The organism is Variovorax sp. H27-G14 (genome assembly GCF_046156345.1).
In the GTDB taxonomy this organism is placed as follows: Bacteria; Pseudomonadota; Gammaproteobacteria; order Burkholderiales; family Burkholderiaceae_C; genus Variovorax.
Genome location: NZ_JAYLVN010000003.1, coordinates 448,690 through 474,874, shown reverse-complemented (window position 1 = coordinate 474,874; position 26,185 = coordinate 448,690). Strand labels below are relative to the sequence as shown.

Sequence of the window (26,185 nt, the reverse complement as noted above, 5' to 3'; positions counted from 1 at the left end):
GTGTCAGGAGCCGGCCACGCGGACGCGCTTGCCGTCCTTGTAAGTGAAGACGGTGAAGTCCGGCTTCTGAAGATTTCCCTTGGCGTCGAAGCCGATGGTGCCGGTGACGCCTTCGAACTTGACCTTGCGCATGGCCGGCAGGTAGGCCGCGGGCTCCACCGAGTTGGCCTCGCGCATGCCGGCGGCCAGCGCCATCATGGCGTCGTAGAGGTAAGGCGCATAGGTCAGCACCTCCACGCCGAAGCGCGCCTTGTAGCGCTGCTCGAACTCCGCGCCCCTGGGGGTCTTTTCGATCTCCTTGCCGCCGCGCGTGCAGTACAGCAGGCCGTCGACCGCGCCGCCGCTGATCTTGGCGACTTCGTTGGTACACAGGCCGTCGGTGCCGAGCAGTTTGGCGGTGATGCCCAGTTGCTTCATCTGCCGCGCGATAAGGCCGCCTTGCGCGTCCATGCCGCCGTAGAACACCACGTCGGGCTGCTTGGCCTTGATGCTGGTGAGGATGGCCATGAAGTCGGTGGCCTTGTCGCTGCCGAACTCCTGCGCGACCACGGTGCCGCCCAGCGCCTTCACGCCGCGCGTGAACACTTCGGCGGCGCCCTGGCCGTAGGCGGTGCGGTCGTCTATCACCGCAATCTTCCTGGCCTTCAGGTCTTTCACCGTGAAGTTGGCAATGGCCGCGCCCACGTCGTCGTCGCTCGCCAGGATGCGAAAGACGTTGTCGTAGCCCTGCCTGGTGAAGGTCGGGTTGGTGGCGGTCGATACATTGGGCAGGCCCGCGCGGCTGTAGACGGCCGAGGCCGGAATGGCGGCGCCCGAATTGAAGTGACCCAGCACGCCCTTCACGCCCATGTCCGTCAGCTTGTTGGCCACCAACATGGCCTGCTTGGGGTCGGCCTGATCGTCTTCGGACTGGAGCACGAACTTGATCTTCTTGCCGCCGATCACCAGGCCCTGCTTGTTGAGGTCTTCCACCGCGAGACGGGCGCCGTTGTCGTTGTCCTTGCCCCAGTGCGCGGCGCCCCCGGTAAGCGGGCCGGCATGGCCTATGGTGACGGTCTGCTCGGCCTGCGCGAACGCGGCGGCGGGCAGCCCGAGGACAGAAGCCAGCGCAATGCCCAAGGCAAAGCGACGGGTGTGCAAGACGATCATGGGAAGCTCCCTCTTATCGTTGGCGGTGTGGCACGCAGAATAGAGTCGCGGCGGTCTGCGAAACAAACGCTAAATACTCACAACGTTGTGCGGCCCCGGAAGGAATCGATGAGAAAAGACATTCCCAATCTTGGTGCACTCCAAGCATTCGAGGCCTCGGCGCGGCTGGGCAGTTTCACGCGCGCGGCGGCCGAACTGGCGCTCACGCAAAGCGCCGTCGGCCGGCAGGTGGCCATGCTCGAGCAGCGCCTGGGCGTGCCGCTGTTTTCTCGGGTGCGCAGGCGCCTGACGCTTACCGACGTGGGGCGCGAATATGCGGCGCGCATCCGCCACCACCTCGACCAGATTCGCCGCGACACGCTCGAAATAAGCGCCGGCCACGAGATGGGCTTTGTGCTGGAGCTGGCCGTGGTGCCGACCTTTGCCACGCAGTGGCTTATTCCGCGGTTGCCCGATTTCAGCCGGCTGCATCCGAACATCACGGTGAACCTGTCGGCGCGCTCGCAGCCCTTTTCCTTTCAGGAAAACGCCTACGACGCGGCGATCTATTTCGGCGACCAGTTCTGGCCCAACACGCGCGGCGGGCTGATCTTTTCCGAAGGCGAGATGGTGCCGGTATGCAGCCGCGCATTTCGCGATGCCAACGGGCCGTGGGACGAAGCCGGCTTGGAGCGCTGCCGCCATGTGCACCTGAGCACGCGCGCCCACGCCTGGCGCGACTGGTATGCGCAACAGGGTTGGGAGTACACGGTGCATGCCTCGCGCGGGCCGCGCTACGAGCTCTTCACCATGGTGGTGGCGGCCACGGCGGCGGGGATGGGCGTGGGCCTGGCGCCGCGCATTCTGGTCGAACACGAGCTGCGCACCGGCGAGCTGGTGATACCAGTGGACCGGCACCTGGACGTGCGCCAGGGCTACTACTTTGCGTACCCCGAAGGCCGTCCGGCCTCCGGGGCGCTGGAGCATTTCAAGCAGTGGGTGCTGGGGCTGACACCTGCGTGATGCAGGACGTGATCTGCCCTGCCCCTACACCGGGTTCGGGTTGCGCTCCACAAAGCCCTGCTGGTGCCAATACGGATAGGCCCGCGTCGTCGCGCTGGCCGCGTCCAGTTCGGCCACCTGCGCGGGCGTGAGGTTCCAGCCCACCGCGCCCAGGTTCTGCCGCAGCTGCGCCTCGTCGCGCGCACCCACCACCACGCTGGACACCGTCGGGCGTTGCAGCAGCCAGTTGAGCGCAACCTGCGGCACCGTCTTGCCGACTTCCGCGCCCACCTTCTCCAGCGCCTCCACCACGCGGTACAGCAGCTCGTCGGGCACCGGCGGGCCCATGTCGGCCGTCACGTGCAGTCGGCTGTTGGCGGGCAGCGGCTGGCCGCGACGGATCTTGCCTGTGAGTCGACCCCAGCCCAGCGGGCTCCACACCACGGCGCCCACGCCCTGGTCTTGCGCCAGCGGCATCAGCTCCCACTCGTAGTCGCGGCCCACCAGCGAGTAGTAGGCCTGGTGCGCCACGTAGCGCGAATAGCCGTGGCGTTCCGACACGGCCAGCGACTTCATCAGGTGCCAGCCCGAGAAGTTCGACACACCGATGTACCGCAGCTTGCCCGCGCGCACCAGGTCGTCGAGCGTGGACAGCGTTTCTTCCACCGGCGTGCTGGCATCGAAACCGTGCAGCTGGAACAGGTCGATGTAGTCGGTGCCCAGGCGCTTGAGCGCGCCGTCGACCGCCGCCAGCAAATGGTGGCGCGACGAGCCCACTTCGTTGGCGCCCTTGCCGCTGCGGAAGGTGGCCTTGGTGGAAATCAGCAACTGGTCACGCGGGCGGCCCTTGATGGACTCGCCCAGCACCGACTCCGCAGCGCCGGCCGAGTAGATGTCGGCGCTGTCGAACATGTTCACGCCCGCGTCCAGGCAGATGTCGATGAGCTTGCGCGCTTCGGCCACGTCGGTGCTGCCCCATGCGCTGAAAAACTCGCCCTTGCCTCCGAAGGTGCCGGTGCCAAAACTCAACACGGGGACCTTGAGGCCCGATTTGCCCAGATGACGGTATTCCAAAATATTGCTCCTTAGCGCATGTGTATTCATGACATCGGCAAGCCGAGCGGCCCGCCGTCGAAAGGCATTGTTGGACGAAGCATGGAACCCTGCGGTCAGGTGGGCTTTGCGCTTTTCGGCTAAGTAACATCGAGCGATGCACATATCTCTTGAAAGCCCCAACCAGCCCGACGTCGTGCAACTCATTGACGATCTCGATGCGTACCAGAAGCCGCTGTATCCGCCGGAGTGCCACTACGGCATCGACATTGCGGCGCTCTCGGCCCCTGGCGTGCTGTTTGCCGTGGCGCGCGATGCGCAAGGCAACGCCGTTGGCTGCGGCGCCATCGTCGTGGGCCCGGCGTTCGGTGAACTCAAGCGCATGTTCGTGCGGCCCGAGAACCGAGGGCAAGGCATTGCAGCCAAGCTGCTGGCCTTTCTGGAAAGCCAGGCGCAAGCGACAGGCTGCACCAGCTTCATGCTGGAGACCGGGCCAAGCCAACCCGAAGCACTGGCCTTCTATGCAAGCGCGGGCTACGAGCGTCGCGGGCCTTTCGGTGCGTATGCGCCCGACCCTTTCAGCGTCTTCATGCACAAGACGCCTGCATGACCATTGCCTGAGCCGACCAGGCGAACGCCTGGGTTGCGGCTATGACGTTCTGCATATGCCTTCCGGCGAATCCAATTTCGACTTGGAATCAACTAGAGTTTTTTTTCTGTTGTCCGCTGGCGACGCCTTATCGATCGGCAACACGACGGCCGTCTGCAAAAACACCAAGAATCGATAGCCGGTATGGAGGCTGGTTCCGCCAATCCCGCCCTGTCTGCGACAGGTCCCGTGGCCTGACCCAGGCGAATTCTTCAGGGGAGTCCAGCAAGCACTGCGAACGCAGGGCTGCGGTCGACCGTGGAGAAGGGGCAGTGGTCATGAACAACTCTTTCATCAGCGTATGGAATGACGCGCTCGGCGCGTGGGTGGCCGCTTCGGAAAACACCCGCACCCGGGGCAAACCCAACCGTGCGGGCCGTCGGCCCCCGGCGTTGTTCGCCGTTGCGGCCGCTGCTTTCGTCGTGATGCAGGCCTGGCCCGGATCGGCGCTGGCCGACCTCATCCTGATGAGCAACACCTGCACCACGGGTGGCAACACGGTGGTGGGCCGGGTCAACCCTGGAGCGACGGCCGACGGACCTGGCGGCGTCGGTTCTCCCGCGCAAGATGGTTCGGGCTCCTATTCGGCTGTGGCAGGCTGCAGCGCGAGCGGCGGAGGCATCACTGCGGCGGTGGTGTACGGCACCTTCTCCAAGGTCACGGGCATTGGCGGAGCGGCCTTCGGCTTTCTCGCCACCGCTCAGCGCTGGGGTTCGTCCTTTGGCCTCGAATCGTCGGCCGGCGGCATATCGAGCATTGCCATGGGTTTCGGGGCCAACGCCTCGGCGCTGAACTCGGTCGCGATTGGCGGGGCCGGCGGGGACGGCACCACGCCCCTGAGCGTCGCGAACTCCACCACGGCTTCCGGCGCCGGGGCCGTTGCGATCGGCAGCAATGCGGTCAAGGGCGCGCAAGCGGCTGCGAGCGACTCCATCGCCATTGGCGGCCAGTCCAGCGTGACCGCCGCCGCGGCTGGTGGCATTGCCATTGGCCTGAGCGCGAATGTCAGCGCACAGAATGGCGTTGCTCTTGGCAATTCCTCCAATGCGCTCTCAACCAACGACATTGCGCTGGGCTTAAGTGCAACCGCCGGTTCGGCAGCTTCCCCAACGCTCGGGAGAAACATCGCAATGGGTTCAGGCGCAAACGCCGCCGGCGGTCAAGCGACTGCAATCGGCAGGTTGGCGAACGCCAGCGGACAGGGCTCTACGGCAATCGGAGGCAATTCGGTCAACGGGGCGCAAGCGGCGGCTGCCAACGGCATCGCCATTGGCGGGGAGTCTTCTGTGGCGTCCGGCGCAGACGATGGCATTGCCATTGGAAGGGGCGCCGGTGCGGTCCGCACGCTGGGCGTTGCCATCGGGAGCTTGAGCCGTGCGGGTGGCGTTGGCTCGACAGTCGTGGGCTATGCCGCCAATGCGGTCTTCGACAGCGACATAGCCATCGGGTCTCGCGCGCTCTCCAGCGGTTCTGCGGCCGGGGATTCGGCATCGGTGGCTGTCGGGCGGGATGCAAGAGCCGAAGGCCGTGGTTCAAGCGCATTTGGAACCCTGGCGAACGCTGCGGGCCTCAACGCCGTTGCACTCGGCTTGAATGCCTCGGCCGCGGGGCAACAAAGCTCGGCATTGGGACTGTTTGCGCATGCCGCCGGCAACGACGGTGTTGCCCTGGGCGCATTTTCCTCAGCGCTGGGCGATTCTTCGGTTGCCATCGGCTCGAACGCCACCGTCGTGGCGCAGACGACATGGGGCGTTGCCATCGGGAGCAGCGCGCTGGTCGAAGCCGACGCCGGCGTTGCCATTGGTGAAAGCGCAACAAGCGGGACTGTCGGGCAAAACATAGCGATCGGCTCCGGCGCCAATGCCAATTCCAGCACGGCCGAGGGCGGTGCGGTGGCCATCGGGCGCGGTCAAACCGCGACCGGCAACGGTGCGGTTGCCATTGGCGACCCCAACACAGCCAACGGTGACGGGGCCATCGCATTGGGGGCCAACAGCACGGCGGCCGGCAACACCGCGGGCACCGTGGCGGCGAACGGGTCGGTGGCGGTGGGCAATTCGAACAACGCGATCGGCCAAGGCGCTGTGGCCATCGGCAATTCGAACAACGCGATCGGGCTGGGAGCGCTGGCTTTGGGCGACAGCTCGCAGGCCAACGGCGCGCGGTCCATTGCCCTGGGCAGTTCAGCCAACGCCGCCTTCTCCAGTGACATCGCCTTCGGTAGAAATGCGCTTGCTGTCGGCGATGCCAGCGGCGCAGCTCCTTCAGTGGCCTTGGGCTCCGATTCGAAAGCCACCGGCGGTGCTTCCGTTGCAATCGGCCCCGGGAGCAATGCCGCGGGGCGACTGTCATCCGCATTTGGCTTCGCCGCAATTGCAGCCAATCAGTACGGCCTGGCCGTCGGAGCCCAGGCTCAGTCCAAGGGGATCGCCAGCATTGCGGTGGGCGGCAACTCCCAGGCCAACAGCCAAGACGATGTGGCCATGGGCTACGCCGCCATTTCCGGCTCGACCATTTCAACGACCCCTATCCGAAACGTTGCCATTGGCTGGACCGCGAAGGCCTCCGGCGGTTATGCCTCGGCAGTAGGCCCGGCTGCGAACGCTAGTGGCAGCGGTGCCACGGCGCTCGGCGGCAATGCCACCAGCGGGGCGGCGGCCGCCGCGCCCGACTCCATCTCGATTGGGGGCCAGTCCAGCGTGGTCACTGCGGCCACCTCCGGCATTGCCGTCGGCCGCGGTGCGACCGTGAACGGAGTCTTTGGCATTGCACAGGGGGACGGCGTGGTCAGCGGCGCGACGGGGCGCAATGTGGCCATCGGCTCCGACGCCACCACGGCCAACGGCGGCACTGCGGCAGGCGGTGCCGTTGCCATCGGGCGCAAACAGACAGCGGTCGGCAACGGCGCAGTGGCCATCGGCGACCCCAACACGGCCACCGGCACCGGCGCGGTGGCCGTCGGGGCGGACAACGTCGCGACCGGCGACGGTGCGGTGGCATTGGGCAACAAGTCGCAGGCGGTGGGCGGCAGCGCGGTGGCGCTGGGCGACACGGCGGCGGCGCTGGCGGCCAACACCATCGCCATCGGCGCCAGTGCCAATGCGAAGTACGCGAACAGCGTGGCCATCGGGTCGGGCTCCATCACCGGCGCGGCGGCACCCACGGGCACGGGCTTTCTGACAGGCACGGCCGCGCCGAGTTCTGAAGTGTCGGTGGGTGCGCCGGGGGCACTGCGCCGCATCACCAACGTGGCCGATGGCTCGGCACCCCAGGACGCGGTGAGCGTGGCACAGCTGAGCACCAGCGGCACGAGCCTGTCGACGGCGATCAGCACGGTGTCGAGCAATGTGACGAGCTTGTCGACCTCGACTTCGACGGGGTTGAGTACTGCGACGAGTGGCATCACGAGTCTGTCGACTGGGCTCAGCACGACGAACAGCAGTGTGGGCAGTTTGTCCACGTCTACGTCTAGTGGCTTGAGCACGGCCATCAGCAGCATCGGCAGCTTGTCGACTTCGACGTCAACGGGCTTGAGTACGGCAACGAGCAACATCGACAGCCTGTCGACCTCGACATCGACGGGACTGAGCACGACGAACAGCAATGTAGGAAGTCTGTCCACGAACCTGAGTACCACCAACAGCAATGTGGGCAGTCTTTCGACCTCGACGTCATCCGGCCTGAGCACCGCGACCAGCGGCATCGGCAGCTTGTCGACGGGGTTGAGCACGACCAACAGCAACGTCGGTAGCTTGTCCACCGGCCTGAGCACGACGAACAGCAGCGTGAGCAGCCTATCTACGTCGAGCTCGACAGGCCTGAGTACAACCACGAGCAACATCGACAGCTTGTCGACTTCAACGTCATCCGGCCTGAGCACCGCGACCAGCGGCATCGGCAGCTTGTCGACGGGGTTGAGCACAACCAACAGCAATGTCGGCAGTCTTTCGACCGGCTTGAGCACTGCCACGAGCAACATCGACAGCCTGTCGACTTCAACGTCGTCCGGCCTGAGCACTGCGACCAGCGGCATCGGTAGCTTGTCGACGGGCCTGAGCACCACCAACAGTAATGTCGGCAGCCTGTCGACCGGCTTGAGCACCGCAACCAGCGGCATCAGCAGCTTGTCGACGGGGCTGAGCACCACGAACAGCAATGTTGGTAGCTTGTCGACTTCAACGTCATCCGGGCTGAGCACGACGAACAGCAGCGTGAGCAGCCTGTCTACATCGAGCTCGACGGGTCTGAGTACGGCGACGAGCAACATCGACAGCCTGTCTACTTCAACGTCGTCCGGCCTGAGCACCGCGACCAGCGGAATCGGTAGCTTGTCGACGGGCCTGAGCACCACCAACAGTAATGTCGGCAGCCTGTCGACCGGCTTGAGCACCGCAACCAGCGGCATTGGCAGCTTGTCGACGGGGCTGAGCACTGCGACAAGCGGCATCAGCAGCTTGTCGACGGGGCTGAGCACCACCGACAGCAACGTCGGCAGTCTTTCGACCTCGACATCGTCCGGCCTGAGCACTGCGACAAGCGGGATCGGCAGCTTGTCGACGGGGCTGAGCACTACCAACAGCAATGTCGGTAGCTTGTCGACTTCAACGTCATCCGGGCTGAGCACGACGAACAGCAGTGTGAGCAGCCTGTCTACATCGAGCTCGACGGGTCTGAGTACAGCCACGAGCAACATCGACAGCTTGTCGACCTCGACATCAACGGGACTGAGCACGACGAACGGCAATGTAGGCAGTCTCTCGACCGGCTTGAGTACTACCAACAGCAACGTCGACAGTCTTTCCACCGGCCTCAGCACGACAGAGAGCAACGTCGGCATCCTCTCCACCGGCCTGAGCACCACCAACAGCAACGTCGGCAGCCTCTCCACCGGCCTCAGCACAACCAACAGCAACGTCGGCAGCCTCTCCACCGGCCTGAGCACCACCAACAGCAACGTCAGCAGCCTTTCCACCGGCATCAGCACCACCACCAGCAGCGTCGGCAGCCTCTCGACCGGTTTGAGTACGGCCACCAGCAGCATCGGCAGTCTTTCGACCTCGACCTCGTCCGGCCTGAGTACCGCGACCAGCGGCATCGCCAGCCTCTCCACCGGGCTGAGCACGACGAACACCAACGTCGGCAGTCTGTCCACCGGCCTGAGCACGACGAACAGCAACCTGGCCAGCCTGTCCACCAGCGTCGGCTCCATCGACAGCCTGTCGACCAGCATCGGCACGGCGGTGAGCAACGTCAGCACGCTGAGCACAACCATCAACAACATCAACAACGGCGGCACGAAGTACTTCCGCACCAATTCGACCGACACGGACGCATCGGCCGCGGGAACGGATTCGATCGCCATCGGCCCGCAGTCGACCGCCAGCGGCGCGAACGCATTTGCGGCGGGCAACGGCGCGAAGGCCACGGCCGACGGCGCGGTGGCGGTGGGCATGGGCGCACAGGCCACGGGCGCGAACGCGATCGCCATCGGCAGCGGCGCGCTGGCCACGGGCTCGCAGGCCATCGGTGCGAACGCGCGTGCGGGCGGCGGCGGCGCCGCGTTCGGTGACGCAGCGGACGCCGGGGGCACGCCGCTGAGCAAGGCACCGAACATTTCGCAAGGCACCGCCATCGGCTTTGGCGCGGTGGTCATGCAAAGCGGCGGCGTGGCGTTGGGCGCGGGCGCGGTGGCCTCCACCCCGGCGGGTGCCGCCGGCTTTGTGCCGAGCAGCGCCACGGCGCAGCAGGCCGCGGCCATCAGGGCAACCACTGGCACGCAGGCGGCCGTGTCGGTGGGCGATGCGGCCAGCGGCCAGTTCCGCCAGATAACAGGCGTGGCCGCCGGCACCGCCGACAGCGACGCCACCAACGTGGCCCAGTTGCGGGCCACCACCGGCGCGGTGGCCGCCGCCAGCGTGCAGTACGCCACCAACCCGGACGGCACGGTCAACTACAACCAGCTCAACCTGGGCAACGGCAATGCCCCCAACGGCACGCGCATCGGCAACGTGGCGCCGGGCATTCTGCCGGCCGATGCGGTCAACGTGGCCCAGCTGAACCAGGTCGCAAGCACGGTGGGGGACGTGGCCCGCATCGCCTATTCGGGCACCGCGATGGCCTTTGCGATGTCGGGCACCTACCTGCCCACGCTGTACCCCGGCGAGAAGACCGTGGGCGTGGGCCTGGGCAGCTACAAGGGCTACACCGCACTGGCGCTGACTTTCAAGAAGCTGTCCGACGACGGTCAGATGTCGTGGGGCGCAGGGGTGACGACCACGGGCAAGGACTGGGGCATCAACGCGGGCATCGGGTGGAAGTGGCGGTGAGCGGTGGCCCTCAAGCCGGGCCGGATGCTCGGCTGCGTTTGCCGCGTGCGAGGGTTTCGACCTTCTCGGGTTTCTTGCTGGTCTCTCGCGCCTTTGCAGTCCCCGCCCCTGCCGCGCGCAGGATGCGCCGGAATTTCGGGCACGCCATGTGGCTTGGCGCGGAACACACGGCGGCATGCCGCAGGCCGTCGCGCATCACGCTCAGGTTGCGGATGGTGCGGTCGAGCTCGTCGGCCTTGGCCGTGAGCATCAGCCGGTCGATGCGCGGCTGGCCGTCGGTGCCGAACATGCGCGCGATCTCGTCCAGCGAGAAACCTGCGGTGCGCCCCAGCGCAATGAGCGCCAGCCGCTCGAGCACGCCCGCGTCGAACAGGCGGCGCAGGCCCCGCCGTCCGCTCGAGGCGATCAGCCCCTTTTCTTCGTAGTACCGCAGCGCCGACGCCGGCAAGCCGGAGCGCTGTGCCACCTCACTGATGTCCAGATGCATCGTGCCCATGAACTCCCCCTTGACCTCAAGTCGACTTGAGCTCGCATAGTGCGGTTTCCGCCTCGCAAAGGCAAGCTGAAGGAAACGAGATCATGGAAACCACCCAGCCCACGGGCAACGAACAGTCGAGGCTGTGGAACGGCTCAGCCGGCCACGCGTGGGTCGATGCGCAGGCGTTGCTCGACCGCCTCTTTCAACCGTTCGAAGACCTGCTGGTCGATGCAGCGTGTACGGCCAGTGCGGCAGCGTCCACGCGCCGCGTGCTCGATGTGGGTTGCGGCACCGGCGGCATCACGCTTGCAGTGGCGAAGCAACTCGGTGCAGCAGGTCATTGCCGCGGCATCGACATCTCGCAACCCATGATCGACACCGCACGCACGCGTGCAGCGCAACAAGGCATGCCGGCCACCTTCGTTTGCGCCGATGCGCAGACGCATGCCTTCGTGCCAGGCAGCTTCGATCTGCTGATCTCGCGCTTCGGCGTGATGTTCTTCGACGAGCCTGTGCGTGCGTTCGTCAACCTGCGGCATGCCGCCGCGCGCGACGCATCGCTGTGCTTCATCGCCTGGCGCGGCGGTGCCGAGAACCCCTTCATGACCACCGCCGAGCGCGCCGCGGCACCGCTGCTGCCGAATCTGCCTTCAAGCAAACCGGGCGCTCCAGGGCAGTTCGCCTTTGCCGACCGCGCGCACGTCCAGTCGCTGTTGCAACAGAGCGGCTGGCAACACATCGCCATCGAGCCGATCAACGTGCCCTGCACCCTCCCCGAAAAGGATCTGCTCGGCTACCTGAGCCGCATGGGCCCCGTTGGCGCGGCGCTCCAACAGGCCGACGAGCGAACCCGCGCGCAAGTGATCGACACCGTGCGCGCCGCGTTCGAACCCTTCGTGCACGGCGACGAGGTGCGGCTTGTGGCCGCGTGCTGGTCGATCACCGCGCGCGCCGGAGGCATTGCTGCGTGAGTGCAACGACCGGCCGGCTCGCGCATGCGTTCTCTTCGCCGGCGCGGTACGGCCGGCCGGGCCGTCAGTTGGCTGGGGCGTCTGCTGCAGTTCGCGCGTCGAGTTCGGCGCGCATCGATTCAAGCGTTGTTTCGATCACAGCGAGCCGGCGGCTCATTTCCAGATTCACCATGCCGACCAAGGCAGCCAACTCAGTGCGGCTCGGGTTGACTTGTTCGGTGTCGCCCAGCTCGGCGGGCTCGATGAGCTTTTCGAGGCATGCGTAGGCATGCAGAACCTCGTTGAGATTGTTGGCGTCATCGCAAGCCTGAAGCGCCAGCGAGTCGATATCGAAAGAAGCGGGAGATTGCGCGGACGCGCAAGAAGACATAGCCATGAAGGCCTCCAAGAGGTTTGAAGTCACAGAGGTGTTTCAGGACGCCAATCCCGTGCACGTTTTTTTACGTGCGGCGCGGAGTGTATCGCTAGCGCCGACTGAAACTTGCTTGCCAAGCAAAGCCGTACAGCCGCACGACCTCGGTCAGCAACGGGTCGAGGCTCCAGGTGAACGCTGCCACGTCAATGCGCCGAACTTTGGGGTAGGCCTTCGGCACTGTGTCGATGCCTGTCAAAGGCAGCGTGTGCGGAATGTCGCGGCACCGGCCCGAACAAGTGACGACTTCTGTCCGTGGCGCTGAGCGTCCGAGCGCCACCAACTGACCCAAGGGAATTCCCTTACACCCTGGCCCATTCCTTGCAAACCCGATCAAAAATGACAGAAAATTTTCTTGTTTGACTTATATTTGTAAACTGATTTTCAGAAAACGCACACTTTCGGGCACACCGCACCCTTCATGAGCACCACCGTCGACACCCCAGGCACCACCGTGGCCCAGCGCATTGCGCAGGCATTGCCGCGGCTGACGCGTTCGCACCGCCAGGTGGCCGACTACGTGCTGCAGCACCGCCTCCAAGTGGCAATGCTGCCCATCGACGAGCTTGCCGCCGCAGTGGGCGTGTCGGTGGCCACGGCCAATCGATTTGCGCGCGCGCTGGGCTTCGACGGCTACGCCACCTTCCGCGCGGAGCTGGTGCGCGGCTTCGAGCCGCTGGTGGCGCCGGTGGAGCGCCTGCTCGGCAACCTGGAACGGCCGACAACGGTGGCCGAGGTGTTCTCCATTGCCCTCGACGAGAGCCGCCGCAACATCGAAAGCACACGCCAGACGCTGGACTACGCCGCCTGCGAAGCCGCGGTCGAGCGCATCGGCAAGGCGCGCTCCGTCTACATCGCCGGCTTTGGCGCCAGCGGCTGGCTTGCAGGGCTGCTGCAGCACGGGCTGGACGGCAGCTGCAAAGACGTGCGGCTGCTGCCGGGCGTGAGCGGCGTCACCTACGCGGCCCGCACGCTGATGCACGCAGGCCCGCAGGACCTGTTCATCGGGCTGACCTTTCCGCGCTACCTGATCGACACCGTGGCGCTCGCGCAGATCGCGCGCGACCAGGGCTGCGGCGTGCTCGCCCTCACCGACCGGCCCACCTCCCCGCTGGCACCGCTGGCCGACGTGGCGCTGTATTGCCAGACCGAAACCAGCTACCGCCCCAACTGCGAGACCAGCGTGCTGGCGCTCATCGAGGCGCTGACCAGCGCGGTGTCGCTGCGCGCCCCCAACCCGGTGCAGTCCGCCCGCCGCAGCCTTCAGGTGCTGCAGCCTTGGCTGCACGGTGCCAACGGCCTGCCGCGCATCAACGCGCTTGCTCCAGACACCCATGCGCCCCATGCGAGCTTGCGCAACACGACCGATGCCGCCGCCCCGAACGGCGACGGCAAGAAAAAGAAGAAGGCTTCCCGATGACCCAGATTCAGACCCAGACCCAGGCTCCGACCGCCACGCGCCATGTGCCCGTGATCGCCATCCACGGCGGCGCCGGCACCATCAGCGCCGCCACCACCAGCCCCGAGCAGGCGCAGGCCTACCACGACGCGCTGAGCCGCATCGTGGCCGCCGCGCAGGCCCTGCTGCTGGAGGGCGCCAGCGCGCTCGACGCCACCTGCCTCGCCGTCGAGCTGCTCGAAGAATGCCCGCTCTTCAACGCCGGCCACGGCGCGGTGTTCACGCACGACGAAACCCATGAGCTGGATGCCGCCGTGATGGACGGCGCCACGCTGGCCGCCGGCGCCATTGCCGGTGTGTGCCATGTGCGCCGCCCGGTGCGCGCCGCGCGCGCCGTGCTCGAAGACGGCGCCCATGTGCTGCTGGCCGGCGCGGGCGCCGAGGCCTTTGCGCGCGAACACGGGCTGGAGATGGTCGAGCCCTCTTTCTTCTCCACCGAGGCACGCCGCCAGCAGCTGTACCGCGTGCGCGACACCGGCCGCGTGGTGACGGACCACGATGGCGCATCGATGACCGCCGCGGCCATCTCTTCCGCTTCCCCGCTCGACGAAGACAAGAAGATGGGCACCGTCGGCGCGGTGGCGCTCGACATGCACGGCCACCTGGCCGCCGCCACCTCCACCGGCGGCATGACCAACAAGCGCGTCGGGCGCATCGGCGACTCGCCGCTCATCGGCGCCGGCACCTATGCCGACGACCGCACGGCGGCCGTGTCGTGCACCGGCAGCGGTGAGATGTTCATTCGCGTGGCCGCCGCCTACGACGTGTGCGCGCGCATGGCCTACGGCGGTGCCACGCTGCAGGCCGCCACGTATGCGGTGGTGCAGCAGTCGCTGCCCGCCCTGGGCGGCACCGGCGGGCTGATTGCCGTCGACCGCCACGGCAACCTGAGCCTGGCCTTCAACACCGAAGGCATGTACCGCGCCCACGCGCGCGGCACCGAGGCGCCGCAGACGGCCATCTTCGCCTGACGCCACCCTTTCGTCGCAGCGCCCCCGCCCCCCTTTTTTTCCGCACGCCCATGTCCACCCCTGCCCCCGCCCTTGCCCTGCCGGAAGGCCGCGTTCTCGCGGTCGACGACCTCACCGTTCGCTTCTCGACCTCCGAGCGCACGGTCGATGCCGTCAAGAAACTGTCCTTCCACATCAACCACGGCGAAACGCTCGCGGTGGTCGGCGAATCGGGTTCGGGCAAGTCGGTGACTTCGCTCGCGCTGATGCGTCTGGTGGAGCACGGCGGCGGCCGCATCCTCGACGGGCGCATGGTGTTCCGCCGCCGCAACGGCGAGGTGCTCGACCTGGCCCAGGCACGCGACCAGACGATGCGCGGCATTCGCGGCGCGGACATCGCCATGATTTTTCAGGAGCCGATGACCTCGCTCAACCCGGTGTTCACCGCCGGCGACCAGATTGCCGAGGCCATTCGCATCCACCAGGGCAAGAGCAATTCGGCCGCGCGCGCCGAGGCGCTTCGCATGCTGGAGCTGGTGCGCATTCCTGAAGCGCGCAACGTGCTCGACCGCTTTCCGCACCAGCTGTCGGGCGGCATGCGCCAGCGCGTGATGATCGCGATGGCGCTGTCGTGCAAGCCGCAACTGCTGATTGCCGACGAGCCCACCACGGCGCTCGACGTGACCATTCAGGCGCAAATTCTGCAGCTCATTCGCGAGCTGCAGAAAGAGATGCACATGGGCGTGCTGTTCATCACGCACGACATGGGCGTGGTGGCCGAAATTGCCGACCGCGTGCTGGTGATGTACCGCGGCGACAAGGTGGAGGCCGGCACGTCTGACGCCGTGTTTGCCGCGCCGCAGCACCCCTACACCCGCGCCCTGCTGTCCGCGGTGCCCAAGCTGGGTGCCATGCAGGGCACCGACCTGCCCGCCAAGTTCGAGCTGCTGCGCACCGAAGACGCAACCGATGCAACGCCCGTGGCCCAGGCCACGCCGCAAGACACGGTGCGCGAAGACGCAGGCCCGATCCTTCGCGTGCGCGACCTGGTGACGCGCTTCGACGTGCGCAGCGGCATCCTGGGGCGCGTGAAGCGCCGCGTGCATGCGGTGGAAAAGATCAGCTTCGACCTGTACCCCGGCGAAACGCTGGCGCTGGTGGGCGAGTCGGGTTGCGGCAAGTCGACCACGGGCCGCTCGCTGCTGCGGCTGGTCGAAAGCCAGAGCGGCGCCATCGAGTTTGGCGGGCAGAACATTCGCGAGCTGCCCACGCGCGAACTGCAGGCGCTGCGCCGCAACATCCAGTTCATTTTTCAGGACCCGTTCGCCTCGCTCGACCCGCGCGTGACGGTGGGCTTCTCCATCATGGAGCCGCTGCTCATCCACAACATCGCCAAGGGCGCAGAGGCGCAGCAGCGCGTCGACTGGCTGCTGCAGAAGGTCGGCCTGCCGCCCGAGGTGGCACAGCGCTACCCGCACGAATTTTCGGGCGGCCAGCGCCAGCGCATTGCCATTGCGCGCGCACTGGCGCTCAACCCGAAGGTGGTGGTTGCGGACGAATCGGTGTCGGCGCTGGACGTGTCCATTCAGGCGCAGATCGTCAACCTCATGCTCGACCTGCAGCGCGAGCTGGGCGTGGCCTTCTTGTTCATCTCGCACGACATGGCCGTGGTCGAGCGCATCAGCCACCGCGTGGCGGTGATGTACCTGGGCCAGATCGTGGAGATTGGCCCGCGCCGCGCGGTGTTCGAGGCACCGCAGCACGCCTACACCCGCAAGCTGATGGCGGCGGTGCCGGTGGCCGACCCGTCGCGCCGCCACAAGCCGCGCGCGCTGCTCGAAGGCGAAATTCCCAGCCCCATTCGCGCGGTGGGCGACGAGCCCGTGGTGCCGCCGCTGGTGCAGGTGGCACCGGGCCACTTCGTGGCGCGGCACAGCATCGGTGGCGCGTTCTGAGCCCATTTTTCAGACCCTGATTTCTTCAACCGGCAGGCCCCCCTGCTTTTTTTCCACGAACCGACTGGAGTTCTTCCATGACGCAATCTTCTTCCTCCCTGCGATGGGCATCCGCACTGCTGGGCCTGGCCGCGCTGGCCGCTTCGGGCACCGCCCTGGCCGCCAAAGACGTGGTGCTGTCGATCGGCTACCAGCCGGAAACGCTGGACCCGTACAACACCAACACCACCATCACCACGGCCGTGACCAAGACCTTCTATGAAGGCCTGTTCCAGTTCGACAAAGACCTGAAGGTGCAGAACGTGCTCGCCGAGAGCTACGACGTGTCCAAAGACGGCCTGGTCTACACCATCAAGCTGCGCACCGGCGTGAAGTTTCACGACGGCACCGACTTCAACGCAGAGGCCGTCAAGTTCGTGCTCGACCGCGTGCTGAACCAGGACAACAAGCTGCTGCGCTACAACCAGTTCAACCGCGTGAGCAAGGTTGAAGCGGTGAACGCCACCACCGTGCGCGTCACGCTGAAGGAGCCCTTCGGCCCCTTCATCAACTCGCTGGCGCATGCCTCGGCCGCCATGATTTCGCCCACCGCGCTGAAGAAGTGGGGCAACAAGGACATCGCGTTCCACCCCGTGGGCACCGGCCCGTTCGAATTTGTCGAGTGGAAGCAGACCGACTCCGTCAAGGCCAAGAAATTCGACGGCTACTGGAAGAAGGGCTTCCCCAAGGTCGACACCGTGCAGTGGAAGCCGGTGCTGGAGAACAACACGCGCGCGGCCATGCTGCAGACCGGCGAAGCCGACTTCGCGTTCCCCATTCCCTACGAGCAGGCCGACCTGCTGAAGAAGAGCGACAAGCTCGAAGTGGTGGCCACGCCGTCGATCATCACGCGCTTCCTGGCATTCAACATGCTGCAAAAGCCGTACGACAACCCGAAGGTGCGCGAAGCCATTGGCTACGCCATCAACAAGGAAGCACTGGCCAAGGTCGCGTTCGGCGGCTATGCCTTCCCGGCGCAGGGCGTGCTGCCCCAGGGCGTGAAGTACGCCGAGAAGATGGCCCCCATTCCCTACGACGTGAAGAAGGCCAAGGAGCTGCTCGCGGAAGCCGGCTACCCCAACGGCTTCGAGTCGGTGCTGTGGAGCGCCTACAACAACACGACCAGCCAGAAGACCATTCAGTTCGTGCAGCAGCAGCTCGCACAAGTGGGCATCAAGGTGCAGGTGCAGGCGCTCGAAGTGGGCCAGCGCACCGAGATGGTCGACGCATGGCCGGACCCCAAGACCGCCAAGGTCCGCATGTACTACACGGGCTGGTCGTCGTCGACCGGTGAAGCCGACTGGGGCCTGCGCCCGCTGTTCGCCTCGGAAGCCTGGGCACCCAAGCTGAACAACATGTCGTTCTACAAGAGCGACGTGGTCGACAACGCACTGGCCAAGGCGCTGGTGACGATCGACGAAGGCGAAAAGGCCGCGCTGTACAAGACCGCGCAAGAAGAGATCCGCAAGGACCTGCCGCGCGTGCCGATGGTGACCGAGCAGAACCTGTCTGCCCACGCCAAGCGCCTCTCCGGTGTGTTCGTGATGCCTGACGGCAACATCAACATCGACGCCATTGCGGTGTCGAACTGAGCCCGGTTCTTCGTTTCCTTGACTGACTGTCCAACGGGCGGTGGCATGCAGCCGCCGCCCGATTGCGACAAACGCATCCCATGCTGAATTACTTCCTCAAACGACTGTTGGGCCTGATCCCCACGCTGCTCATCGTGGCAGTGCTGGTGTTCATGTTCGTCCACATGCTTCCCGGCGACCCGGCGCGCCTTGCCGCCGGCCAGGAGGCCGACGAGCAAACGGTGGCCATGGTGCGCGCCGAGCTCGGGCTCGACAAGCCGCTGCCGCAGCAGTTCGTGAGCTTCTTCACCCACATGGTGCAGGGCGACTTCGGCACCTCGATCCGCACGCGGCGGCCGGTGTCGGTGGAGATTGGCGAGCGCTTCTTCCCCACGGTGATGCTCACCATCACCAGCATGGTGTGGGCGGTGATTTTCGGCATGGGCATCGGCATTGTTTCGGCCGTGTACCGCAACAAATGGCCTGACCGGCTGGGCATGACGCTCGCCGTGTCGGGCATCTCATTTCCCGCATTTGCACTCGGCATGCTGCTGATGCAGATCTTCTCCGTGCAACTCGGCTGGCTGCCCACGGTGGGCGCCAGCACCTGGAAGCACTACATCCTGCCCTCCATCACGCTGGGCGCGGCCGTGGCGGCCGTGATGGCGCGCTTCACGCGCGCCTCCTTCGTCGAGGTGATCCAGGAAGACTTCGTGCGCACCGCGCGCGCCAAGGGCGTGCGCGAGTCCGGCGTGGTGTTCAAGCACACGCTGCGCAATGCGCTGATTCCGGTGGTCACCATGATGGGCCTGCAGTTCGGCTTCTTGCTGGGCGGCTCCATTCTGGTAGAGGCGGTCTTCAACTGGCCGGGCCTCGGACGCCTCCTGGTCGATGCGGTGCAGATGCGCGACTACCCCGTCATTCAGACGCTGGTGCTGCTGTTCTCGCTCGAGTTCATCCTGATCAACCTGGTGGTGGATGTGCTGTACGGCTACATCAACCCCACCATTCGCTACAAGTGAGCACGCCGACATGACGCAAGCTTCCGGCGCGCCTGCCGACACCCTTCTTCCGACCTCCCCGGTTGCCACGCTGCAGAGCGCGGGCAAGATCCGCACGCCCTGGGGCGAATGCTGGCGCCGCTTCAAGAAGCAGCCCGTGGGCCTGGTGGCCGCGGCCTTCGTGGTGCTGCTGGTGTTCATCGCGGTGTTCTCGCCGTGGATCGTGCCCTTCGACCCCGAGAACTTCTTCGACTACGACATGCTCAACAGCGGTCCGTCGGCCACCCACTGGATGGGCGTCGACCCGCTGGGGCGCGACATCTTCAGCCGTATCCTGGCGGGTGCGCGCATCTCGCTGATGGCGGGCTTTTTGTCGGTGCTGGTGGGCGGCTTCATTGGCACGGCCTTCGGCCTGCTGGCGGGCTACTACGAAGGCTGGTGGGACCGCATCGTGATGCGCATCTCCGACGTGCTGTTCGCCTTCCCCGGCATTCTGCTGGCGCTGGGCGTGGTGGCCATTCTGGGCAGCAGCATGACCAACGTGGTGGTGGCGGTGTCGGTGTTCAGCGTGCCGGCCTTCGCGCGCCTGGTGCGCGGCAACACGCTGGTGCTGAAGCAGCAGACCTACATCGAGGCGGAGCGCAGCATTGGCGCTTCGGACTGGACCATCATCGTGCGGCACATTCTGCCGGGCACCATCTCGTCGATCGTGGTGTATTTTTCGATGCGCGTGGGCACCTCGATCATCACGGCGGCCAGCCTGTCGTTTCTGGGCATGGGTGCGCAGGCGCCCACGCCCGAATGGGGCGCAATGCTGAGCGAAGCGCGCGCCGACATGGTGACGTCGCCGCACGTGGCGCTGTTCCCGAGCCTGGCCATCTTCTTCACCGTGCTCGCCTTCAATCTGCTGGGCGATGCGCTGCGCGACGCGCTCGATCCGAAGATCGACCGCCAGTAAATCTTCTGCCCCATGTCTTCCAGCACGCAGCAAGACCCGCTTCCGTTCATCGGCAACCTGCTGCAGGGCGCGCGCAACGCCATCACCGATGTGGCCGGCGTTACCGTGGGCCACCGGACTCTGAGCGAGGGCGGCGTGCAGACCGGCGTGACGGTGATCCGCCCGCATGCCGGCGACCCGTTCCGCGACAAGGTGCCCGCCGCCGCGGTGGTGCTCAACGGTTTCGGCAAGAGCGTGGGGCTGGTGCAGCTGGAAGAGCTTGGCGTGCTGGAGACGCCCATTGCGCTGACCAACACCTTCTCGGTAGGCACGGTGGCCACGGCGCAGATCCGCGATTGCATCGCGAACAACCCGGAGACCGGCCGCGCGCTGCCGACGGTGAACCCGCTGGTGTTCGAGTGCAACGACGGCTACCTCAACGACATTCAGCGGCTGGCCGTGAGCGAAGCCGATTACCTGCAGGCGCTGCAGGGCGCCAGCGCCGACTTTGCGCAGGGCTCGGTGGGTGCGGGGCGCGGCATGTCGAGCTTTCAGTTGAAGGGCGGCATCGGCAGCGCGTCCAGGCGCGTGTCGGCACGCGGCAACTGCCAAGGCGGCTGCCACACGGTGGGCACGCTGGTGCTCGCGAACTATGGGCGCCAGCCGCAGCTGCTGCTGGCCGGCCATGCGGTGGGCGAGCGACTTGCCGCGCTGCAGGCCGCACGCAGCTTGCTGCCTATGGAAAAAACCAACGAAGCCGATGAACCCGAAAAGGGCTCGATCATCATCGTGGTGGCCACCGACGCCCCACTAAACGCCCGCCAGCTGCGCCGCCTGGCGCTGCGCGCGGGGGCGGGGCTGGCGCGCACGGGCTCGGTCTTCGGGCATGGCAGCGGCGACATCGTGCTGGCCTTTTCCACCGCCTACACCGTGCCCGACAGCACCGAACGGCCGATGCCGGCCGTGGCCATGCTGCACGACGGCCTGCTCGACGGCCTCTTCCAGGCCGCGGCCGACAGCACCGAACAAGCCATCCTGCATGCCCTGTGGCGCGCCACGCCCGTGACCGGGCGCGACGGCAACCACCGCGCCGCACTGCGCGAGCTGCTGCCGCCCTCTTCCCTCTGACCCGACTCTTCTTACCGTACCGCCCATGAAAGTCCTGATCTCCACCGACATCGAAGGCGTTGCCGGCGTCTACCACCACGAGCAGGTGCGCCCCGGCAACCCCGAGTTCGAGCGCGCCCGCCTGCTGATGACGCAGGAGGCCAACGCGGCCATTGCCGGCGCCTTCGACGCGGGCGCCACCGAGGTGCTGGTGAACGACTCGCACGGCGGCTTTCGCAACATGCCGCCCGACGTGCTCGACCCCCGCGCTCGCGTGGTGCAGGGCAAGCCGCGCTACCTGAGCATGGTGGCCGGCGTGGAAGAAGGAATGGACGCGGTCTGCATGGTGGGCTACCACTCGCGCGCGCAGGGCCGCGGCATTCTGGCGCACACCATCAACAGCTTTGCCTTTGCCAGCATTTCGCTGAACGGGCAGGAGCTGGGCGAAGCCGGGCTCTACGGTGCGCTGGCCGGTGAATACGGCGCGCCGGTGGTCATGGGCAGCGGCGACGACGTGTTCATCGCCGAGAACCGCCCGCTGTTTCCGCACGCCACCTTCGTGGAAACCAAGAAGGCCACGGGGTTCGGCAGCGGCATTTCGCTGTCGCCCGAGCAGTCGCGCCGCGCCATCCGTGCCGGTGTGGAAGAAGCGCTGGCTGCGCGTGCCGACGCCAGGCCGCTGGTCTTTGCGGGCGTGCAAACGGTGACGCTGCGCGCCCAGTCGCCCGCGCTGGCCGACCTGTTCTGCCAGTGGCCGGCTTTCGAGCGGCTCGACGGCGCCACCCTGCGCTTCACCGCCGAGACGGTGGAAGCGGCGGTGCGCATGCTGAACTGCTGCTCGGCAATGTCGTCGATGCTGCGCTGAGGCGGCACCGCCCGACGTTTCGCACCGTCGGTGCCGTCGCTCCTCGTCGCTCCTTACTGGAACGCGACCTCGCGCATGCCGATGCCGCGTGGTGCCTTCGCCGAGAACGCGCGCGAAGCATGGGCCGGCGCACCGCTGTGCCCTTGCCCGGGTTCCAGCTTGAACTGGCCCACGATTTCCGACAGGCTGCCCGCCTGCTCCTGAAGCGACTGCGCGGCGGCCGAGGCTTCTTCGACCAGCGCGGCGTTCTGCTGCGTGGCCTGGTCCATCTGCGTGATGGCCTGGTTGATCTGCTCGATGCCCGAGGTCTGCTCCTGGCTGGCGGCGCTGATCTCGCCCATGATGTCGGTCACCCGCTTCACGCTGCCCACGATCTCGTCCATGGTGCGCCCGGCGTCGGCCACCTGGCGGCTGCCCTCCTCGACCTTCTCGACCGAGTCGCCGATGAGCGTCTTGATTTCCTTGGCCGCCGCGGCCGAGCGCTGGGCCAGGCTGCGCACTTCGGACGCCACCACCGCGAAGCCGCGGCCCTGGTCACCGGCGCGCGCCGCTTCCACCGCCGCGTTCAGCGCCAGGATGTTCGTTTGAAACGCGATGCCGTCGATCACGCTGATGATGTCCACGATCTTCTTGGACGACGCATTGATCGAGCCCATGGTCTCCACCACCTGGAACACCACGCTGCCGCCGCGCACGGCCACTTCGGAGGCCGAGGTGGCCAGCTGGTTGGCCTGGCGCGCGTTGTCGGCGTTCTGCTTCACGGTGGAGGTCAGCTCCTCGATGGAGGCGGCGGTTTGCTCCAGCGAGCTGGCCTGCTCTTCGGTGCGCGAAGACAGGTCGTGGTTGCCGGTGGCAATCTGCGTGCTGGCGGTCGACACGTTCATCACCACGCCGTGCACCTGCGACAGCGAGCCCTGCAGGGCGGCGCGCATCAGGTCGAGCGCGCGCAGCAGGTTGCCGGTTTCGTCCTTGGCATAGGCGTGCTGTGGCGCGCCGGTCAGGTCCATGTCGGCAATCGACTGCGCAATGCCTTCCGCGCTGCGCAGCGGGCCGGTGATGCTGCGCGCCAGCAGCCAGGCCAGCAGCGCGCCGGCCACCAGGCTCACGGCCGAGCACACGATCAGCAGCATGCGGGTCTGCGATTGCAGGTCCATGGCGCGGCCCGCGGCGGCGTCGAGCTGCTCGCGCTGGGTGTCCACCACCTGTTGCACGCCGGCCAGGTAGGCGACCGAGGTGGGCTGAAACTGCTGGTCGAAGGCGCGGTTGGCACCGGCCAGGTCGCCCGTGAGCTTGAGCTTGCTCACCTCTTCACGCGAGGCCAGGTAGGCCTTGCGCAGGCCGCCCACCTTTTCCAGCAGCGCCTTCTCTTCGGGCTTGGTCAGCTTGCCTTCGATGAATTTCTGCAGCTCGTTGGTGTCCTTGATGGACTTGGCCGTGGCGGGCGCGAAGTACTCGATCAGGCTGGCGTCGCTGCTCTTGGCGATGGCCGCGGCGCGCTGCACGCCCGAGGTGGTGTGGCGCAGCCAGTCGGAGCCGGCGCGCTCGGTCTTCACGTTGTCCTGGATCATGGTGTCGATCTCCTGGCTCAACTGCTGCAGCTTCAGCACCGCGGCCACGCTGGTGGCAAGAAAAAGCGCCAGGATGGCACCCAGCACGATGGCAAGGCGTTTGCCAATTGAGACGTTGCTCAAAAACATGGTCGGACTCCGGGACTCAAGGGGGATGGATGGGGCAAGAGTGCCCCCGGGGACACGGGCGGCACCATCGAATCTGAAAGAAACGGCCAGGGCGGCCGCTCTCCTTGGCTGGTTATCGGCAGTTCGGGTGAAAACTTTAGGCCACTGGCGCATGCCGGTGCTCTGCACACGCAGTTGTCGTTCTGTTCCTAGAATTCGGGCTCCGCAACCCCGTTCGCGGCCCGCTCGCCTTATCCAGAATAAGCATTCAACCGTCCCGCAACCCGCATGGATGCTGGTGAATAAGCTAATCCGCATAAAGCGCGAACCAAAAAATAGTTTGTTTCCATAAGGCGTGCTTTCAGAATCTCGGCTTCTTGCTGGGGCGATGGACGCACTGCACTTCAAGACACATACGCACGATGTACCAATACACAGAATTCGATCGACAGTTCGTTCACCAACGGGCCGCCCAATTTCGCGACCAGCTCGAGCGCTGGCAAAAGGGCCGCCTGCACGAGGAAGAGTTCCGCCCGCTGCGGCTGCAAAACGGCTGGTACGTTCAGCGCTATGCACCCATGCTGCGCGTGGCCGTGCCCTACGGCGAGCTCTCCAGCCGCCAGCTGCGCGTGCTGGCCCGCATTGCCCGCGAGTACGACGAGCCGGAGGCCGAGGTCTACAAAAAGGCCATCGAAACCCAGGGCCAGCTCGGCAGCCTGAAGCTGCCCACGCACTACGCCCACTTCTCGACGCGCCAGAACGTCCAGTACAACTGGATTCCGCTGTCCAAGTCGGCCGACGTGATGGACCTGCTGGCCTCGGTCGACATGCACGGCATTCAGACCAGCGGCAACTGCATCCGCAACATCACGAGCGACGAGCGCGCCGGCATCGCCATCGACGAAATCGCCGATCCGCGCCCTTACGCGGAAATCATGCGTCAGTGGAGCACGCTGCACCCTGAGTTCGCCTTTTTGCCGCGCAAGTTCAAGATTGCCATCACCGGCGCTACCGAAGACCGCGCCGCCACCGGCTGGCATGACGTGGGCCTGCACATCGTGAAGAACGAGGCCGGCGAAATCGGCTTTCGGGTGCAGGTGGGCGGCGGCATGGGCCGCACGCCCATCATCGGCACCGTGCTGCGCGAATTTTTGCCGTGGCAGCAGATCATGAATTACCTCGAAGCGGTGATCCGGGTCTACAACCGCTACGGCCGCCGCGACAACATCTACAAGGCGCGCATCAAGATCCTGGTGAAGGCCGAAGGCCAGCGCTACGTGGACGACGTGGACGCCGAGTACAAGCAGATCCTGGAGCACGACGGCGCACCGCACACCATCACGCAGGAAGAGTTCGACCGCGTGGCCGCCTCCTTCGTGCCGCCGACGCTGTCCACCCGCGTGCTGCAAAGCGCCGAAGCCACCGACGCCGCGCTGCGCACCTACGCCGCCGACGACGTGCAGTTCGCGCGCTGGCTGGGCCGCAACGTGGCTCCGCACAAGAACCCCGCGCTGCGCGCCGTCACGCTGTCGTTCAAGCGCCTGAAGCAGGCCCCTGGCGACGCCTCGGCCGACCAGCTCGACACCCTGGCCCAGCTGGCCGACCGCTTCTCCGCCGGCGAAGCGCGTGTCACGCACGACCAGAACGTGGTGCTGCCCTGGGTGCATGCAGAAGACCTGCACGCGCTGTGGCTTGCCGCCCGCGCCGCCGGCCTGGCCAGCGCCAACGTGCACCTGCTGACCGACATGATCGCCTGCCCCGGCGGCGACTTCTGCTCGCTGGCCAATGCGCGCTCCATTCCCATTGCCGAGGCCATCACCGAGCGCTACCAGGACCTGGACGAGCTCGACGACCTGGGCGAGATCGACCTGCACATCAGCGGCTGCATCAACTCCTGCGGCCACCACCACAGCGGCCACATCGGCATTCTGGGCGTCGACAAGGACGGCAAGGAGTGGTACCAGGTGTCGCTGGGCGGCTCCGACGGTTCCACGCTCAGCGGCGCGCCGATGGCCGGCAAGGCGGTGGGCCCGTCGTTCTCGGCGGCCGAAGTGCCGGGCGTGATCGAGGCGGTGCTCACCACCTACCGCGATACCCGCGTGTCGGGCGAGACCTTCATCGACACGCTGCGCCGTGTGGGGCCCGACCCGTTCAAGGCCGCGGCCAACGGTGCGCGCTTCAAGGTGGAGGAAGCGGCATGAACAAGACGTTGAACATTCTTGCCGCCGAAGACCACATCGACGACGGCGACCCGAAGGTGCTGCAGTTGGCCAACGACGCCGACCCGCTGGCCATCGAGGTGTGCCTGGCGGACATCGAGCGCATCGACCTGAACTTTCCGAAGTTCACCGATGGCCGCGCCTACAGCCAGGCCTTCTTGCTGCGCCGCCGCCTGGGTTTCACCGGCGACATTCGCGCCACCGGCGACGTGCTGATCGACCAGCTGGTGCAGATGGAACGCACCGGTTTCTCCAGCGCCGTGCTGAAGGAAGGCGTGGACGCCTCCGACGCGCAGCGCCAGTTCGACCGCTTCGCCAGCTTCTACCAAGGCGATGCGGTGAAGACCGCGCCGCACTTCGTGGACGGCAACTGAACCTGCTTGGAAA

Annotated in this window: 18 protein-coding genes and 2 pseudogenes; 15 read left to right on the top strand and 5 right to left on the bottom strand. The window is 66.3% G+C overall.

Annotated features, from left to right (window positions below):
* Positions 1-3 precede the first annotated feature (3 nt).
* Positions 4-1,149: a branched-chain amino acid ABC transporter substrate-binding protein gene (locus VLK31_RS11220; protein WP_409168470.1), complete on the bottom strand. Its 1,146-nt coding sequence runs from the start codon at positions 1,147-1,149 to the stop codon at positions 4-6.
* 108 nt (positions 1,150-1,257) lie between these two features.
* Here VLK31_RS11220 and VLK31_RS11215 point away from each other — a divergent pair, with 108 nt between their 5' ends.
* Positions 1,258-2,151, top strand: coding sequence for a LysR substrate-binding domain-containing protein (locus VLK31_RS11215; protein WP_409168469.1), 894 nt, complete (start codon positions 1,258-1,260; stop codon positions 2,149-2,151).
* Positions 2,152-2,175: 24 nt separating this feature from the next.
* Here the strand turns inward: VLK31_RS11215 and VLK31_RS11210 are convergent, their stop codons facing one another.
* On the bottom strand, positions 2,176-3,204 hold the full coding sequence (locus VLK31_RS11210) for an aldo/keto reductase (RefSeq protein ID WP_409168468.1): 1,029 nt from the start codon (positions 3,202-3,204) through the stop codon (positions 2,176-2,178).
* 136 nt (positions 3,205-3,340) lie between these two features.
* On the opposite strand from VLK31_RS11210, the gene VLK31_RS11205 reads away from it, so the two are divergent.
* The 3 genes and pseudogenes from VLK31_RS11205 to VLK31_RS11195 form a co-directional block, all read left to right on the top strand.
* Positions 3,341-3,793: a GNAT family N-acetyltransferase gene (locus tag VLK31_RS11205; RefSeq protein ID WP_409168467.1), complete on the top strand. Its 453-nt coding sequence runs from the start codon at positions 3,341-3,343 to the stop codon at positions 3,791-3,793.
* A 41-nt stretch (positions 3,794-3,834) separates the two neighbouring features.
* Positions 3,835-5,985: pseudogene (locus VLK31_RS11200) on the top strand (ESPR-type extended signal peptide-containing protein); the annotation flags it as partial.
* Positions 5,986-6,072: 87 nt separating this feature from the next.
* A pseudogene (locus VLK31_RS11195) lies at positions 6,073-10,158 on the top strand (beta strand repeat-containing protein); the annotation flags it as partial.
* A 10-nt stretch (positions 10,159-10,168) separates the two neighbouring features.
* Here the strand turns inward: VLK31_RS11195 and VLK31_RS11190 are convergent.
* Positions 10,169-10,654, bottom strand: a complete 486-nt coding sequence (locus tag VLK31_RS11190; RefSeq protein ID WP_409168466.1) for a helix-turn-helix domain-containing protein — start codon at positions 10,652-10,654, stop codon at positions 10,169-10,171.
* 83 nt (positions 10,655-10,737) lie between these two features.
* Between VLK31_RS11190 and VLK31_RS11185 the strand changes: the two genes are divergently transcribed.
* On the top strand, positions 10,738-11,607 hold the full coding sequence (locus tag VLK31_RS11185; protein ID WP_409168465.1) for a class I SAM-dependent methyltransferase: 870 nt from the start codon (positions 10,738-10,740) through the stop codon (positions 11,605-11,607).
* A 64-nt stretch (positions 11,608-11,671) separates the two neighbouring features.
* Here the strand turns inward: VLK31_RS11185 and VLK31_RS11180 are convergent, their stop codons facing one another.
* Positions 11,672-11,983 (bottom strand): hypothetical protein, encoded by a 312-nt coding sequence (locus VLK31_RS11180; protein ID WP_409168464.1) that lies wholly within the window; start codon positions 11,981-11,983, stop codon positions 11,672-11,674.
* 457 nt (positions 11,984-12,440) lie between these two features.
* On the opposite strand from VLK31_RS11180, the gene VLK31_RS11175 reads away from it, so the two are divergent.
* The 8 genes from VLK31_RS11175 to VLK31_RS11140 all read left to right on the top strand — a co-directional run bounded on the left by VLK31_RS11175 (position 12,441) and on the right by VLK31_RS11140 (position 21,903).
* Positions 12,441-13,439, top strand: coding sequence for a MurR/RpiR family transcriptional regulator (locus tag VLK31_RS11175; RefSeq protein ID WP_409168463.1), 999 nt, complete (start codon positions 12,441-12,443; stop codon positions 13,437-13,439).
* Complete coding sequence (locus VLK31_RS11170; RefSeq protein WP_409168462.1) at positions 13,436-14,449, top strand: isoaspartyl peptidase/L-asparaginase family protein; 1,014 nt, start codon at positions 13,436-13,438, stop codon at positions 14,447-14,449. Before VLK31_RS11175 ends, VLK31_RS11170 begins: the two co-directional genes overlap by 4 nt.
* 50 nt (positions 14,450-14,499) lie before the next feature.
* Positions 14,500-16,383 (top strand): dipeptide ABC transporter ATP-binding protein, encoded by a 1,884-nt coding sequence (locus VLK31_RS11165; protein WP_409168461.1) that lies wholly within the window; start codon positions 14,500-14,502, stop codon positions 16,381-16,383.
* 77 nt (positions 16,384-16,460) lie between these two features.
* Positions 16,461-18,014, top strand: coding sequence for a glutathione ABC transporter substrate-binding protein GsiB (gene gsiB / locus VLK31_RS11160; RefSeq protein ID WP_409168460.1), 1,554 nt, complete (start codon positions 16,461-16,463; stop codon positions 18,012-18,014).
* Between the two features lie 80 nt (positions 18,015-18,094).
* Positions 18,095-19,015, top strand: coding sequence for a glutathione ABC transporter permease GsiC (gsiC, locus tag VLK31_RS11155; protein WP_409168459.1), 921 nt, complete (start codon positions 18,095-18,097; stop codon positions 19,013-19,015).
* Positions 19,016-19,025: 10 nt separating this feature from the next.
* Entirely contained in the window at positions 19,026-19,952 is a 927-nt protein-coding gene (gene gsiD, locus VLK31_RS11150) for a glutathione ABC transporter permease GsiD (protein ID WP_409168458.1), read from the top strand.
* A gap of 12 nt (positions 19,953-19,964) precedes the next feature.
* Entirely contained in the window at positions 19,965-21,059 is a 1,095-nt protein-coding gene (locus VLK31_RS11145; RefSeq protein ID WP_409168457.1) for a P1 family peptidase, read from the top strand.
* A 25-nt stretch (positions 21,060-21,084) separates the two neighbouring features.
* A complete protein-coding gene (locus VLK31_RS11140) occupies positions 21,085-21,903 on the top strand; it encodes a M55 family metallopeptidase (protein WP_409168456.1) in 819 nt (272 codons plus the stop codon).
* Between the two features lie 53 nt (positions 21,904-21,956).
* Here the strand turns inward: VLK31_RS11140 and VLK31_RS11135 are convergent, their stop codons facing one another.
* Positions 21,957-23,600 carry a methyl-accepting chemotaxis protein gene (locus tag VLK31_RS11135; RefSeq protein ID WP_409168455.1) on the bottom strand — a complete coding sequence of 548 codons (1,644 nt, stop codon included), beginning with the start codon at positions 23,598-23,600 and terminating at the stop codon, positions 21,957-21,959.
* A gap of 401 nt (positions 23,601-24,001) precedes the next feature.
* Here VLK31_RS11135 and VLK31_RS11130 point away from each other — a divergent pair, with 401 nt between their 5' ends.
* Positions 24,002-25,780 (top strand): nitrite/sulfite reductase, encoded by a 1,779-nt coding sequence (locus tag VLK31_RS11130; RefSeq protein WP_409168454.1) that lies wholly within the window; start codon positions 24,002-24,004, stop codon positions 25,778-25,780.
* A complete protein-coding gene (locus tag VLK31_RS11125) occupies positions 25,777-26,172 on the top strand; it encodes a DUF934 domain-containing protein (protein ID WP_409168453.1) in 396 nt (131 codons plus the stop codon). Before VLK31_RS11130 ends, VLK31_RS11125 begins: the two co-directional genes overlap by 4 nt.
* Positions 26,173-26,185: the final 13 nt, after the last annotated feature.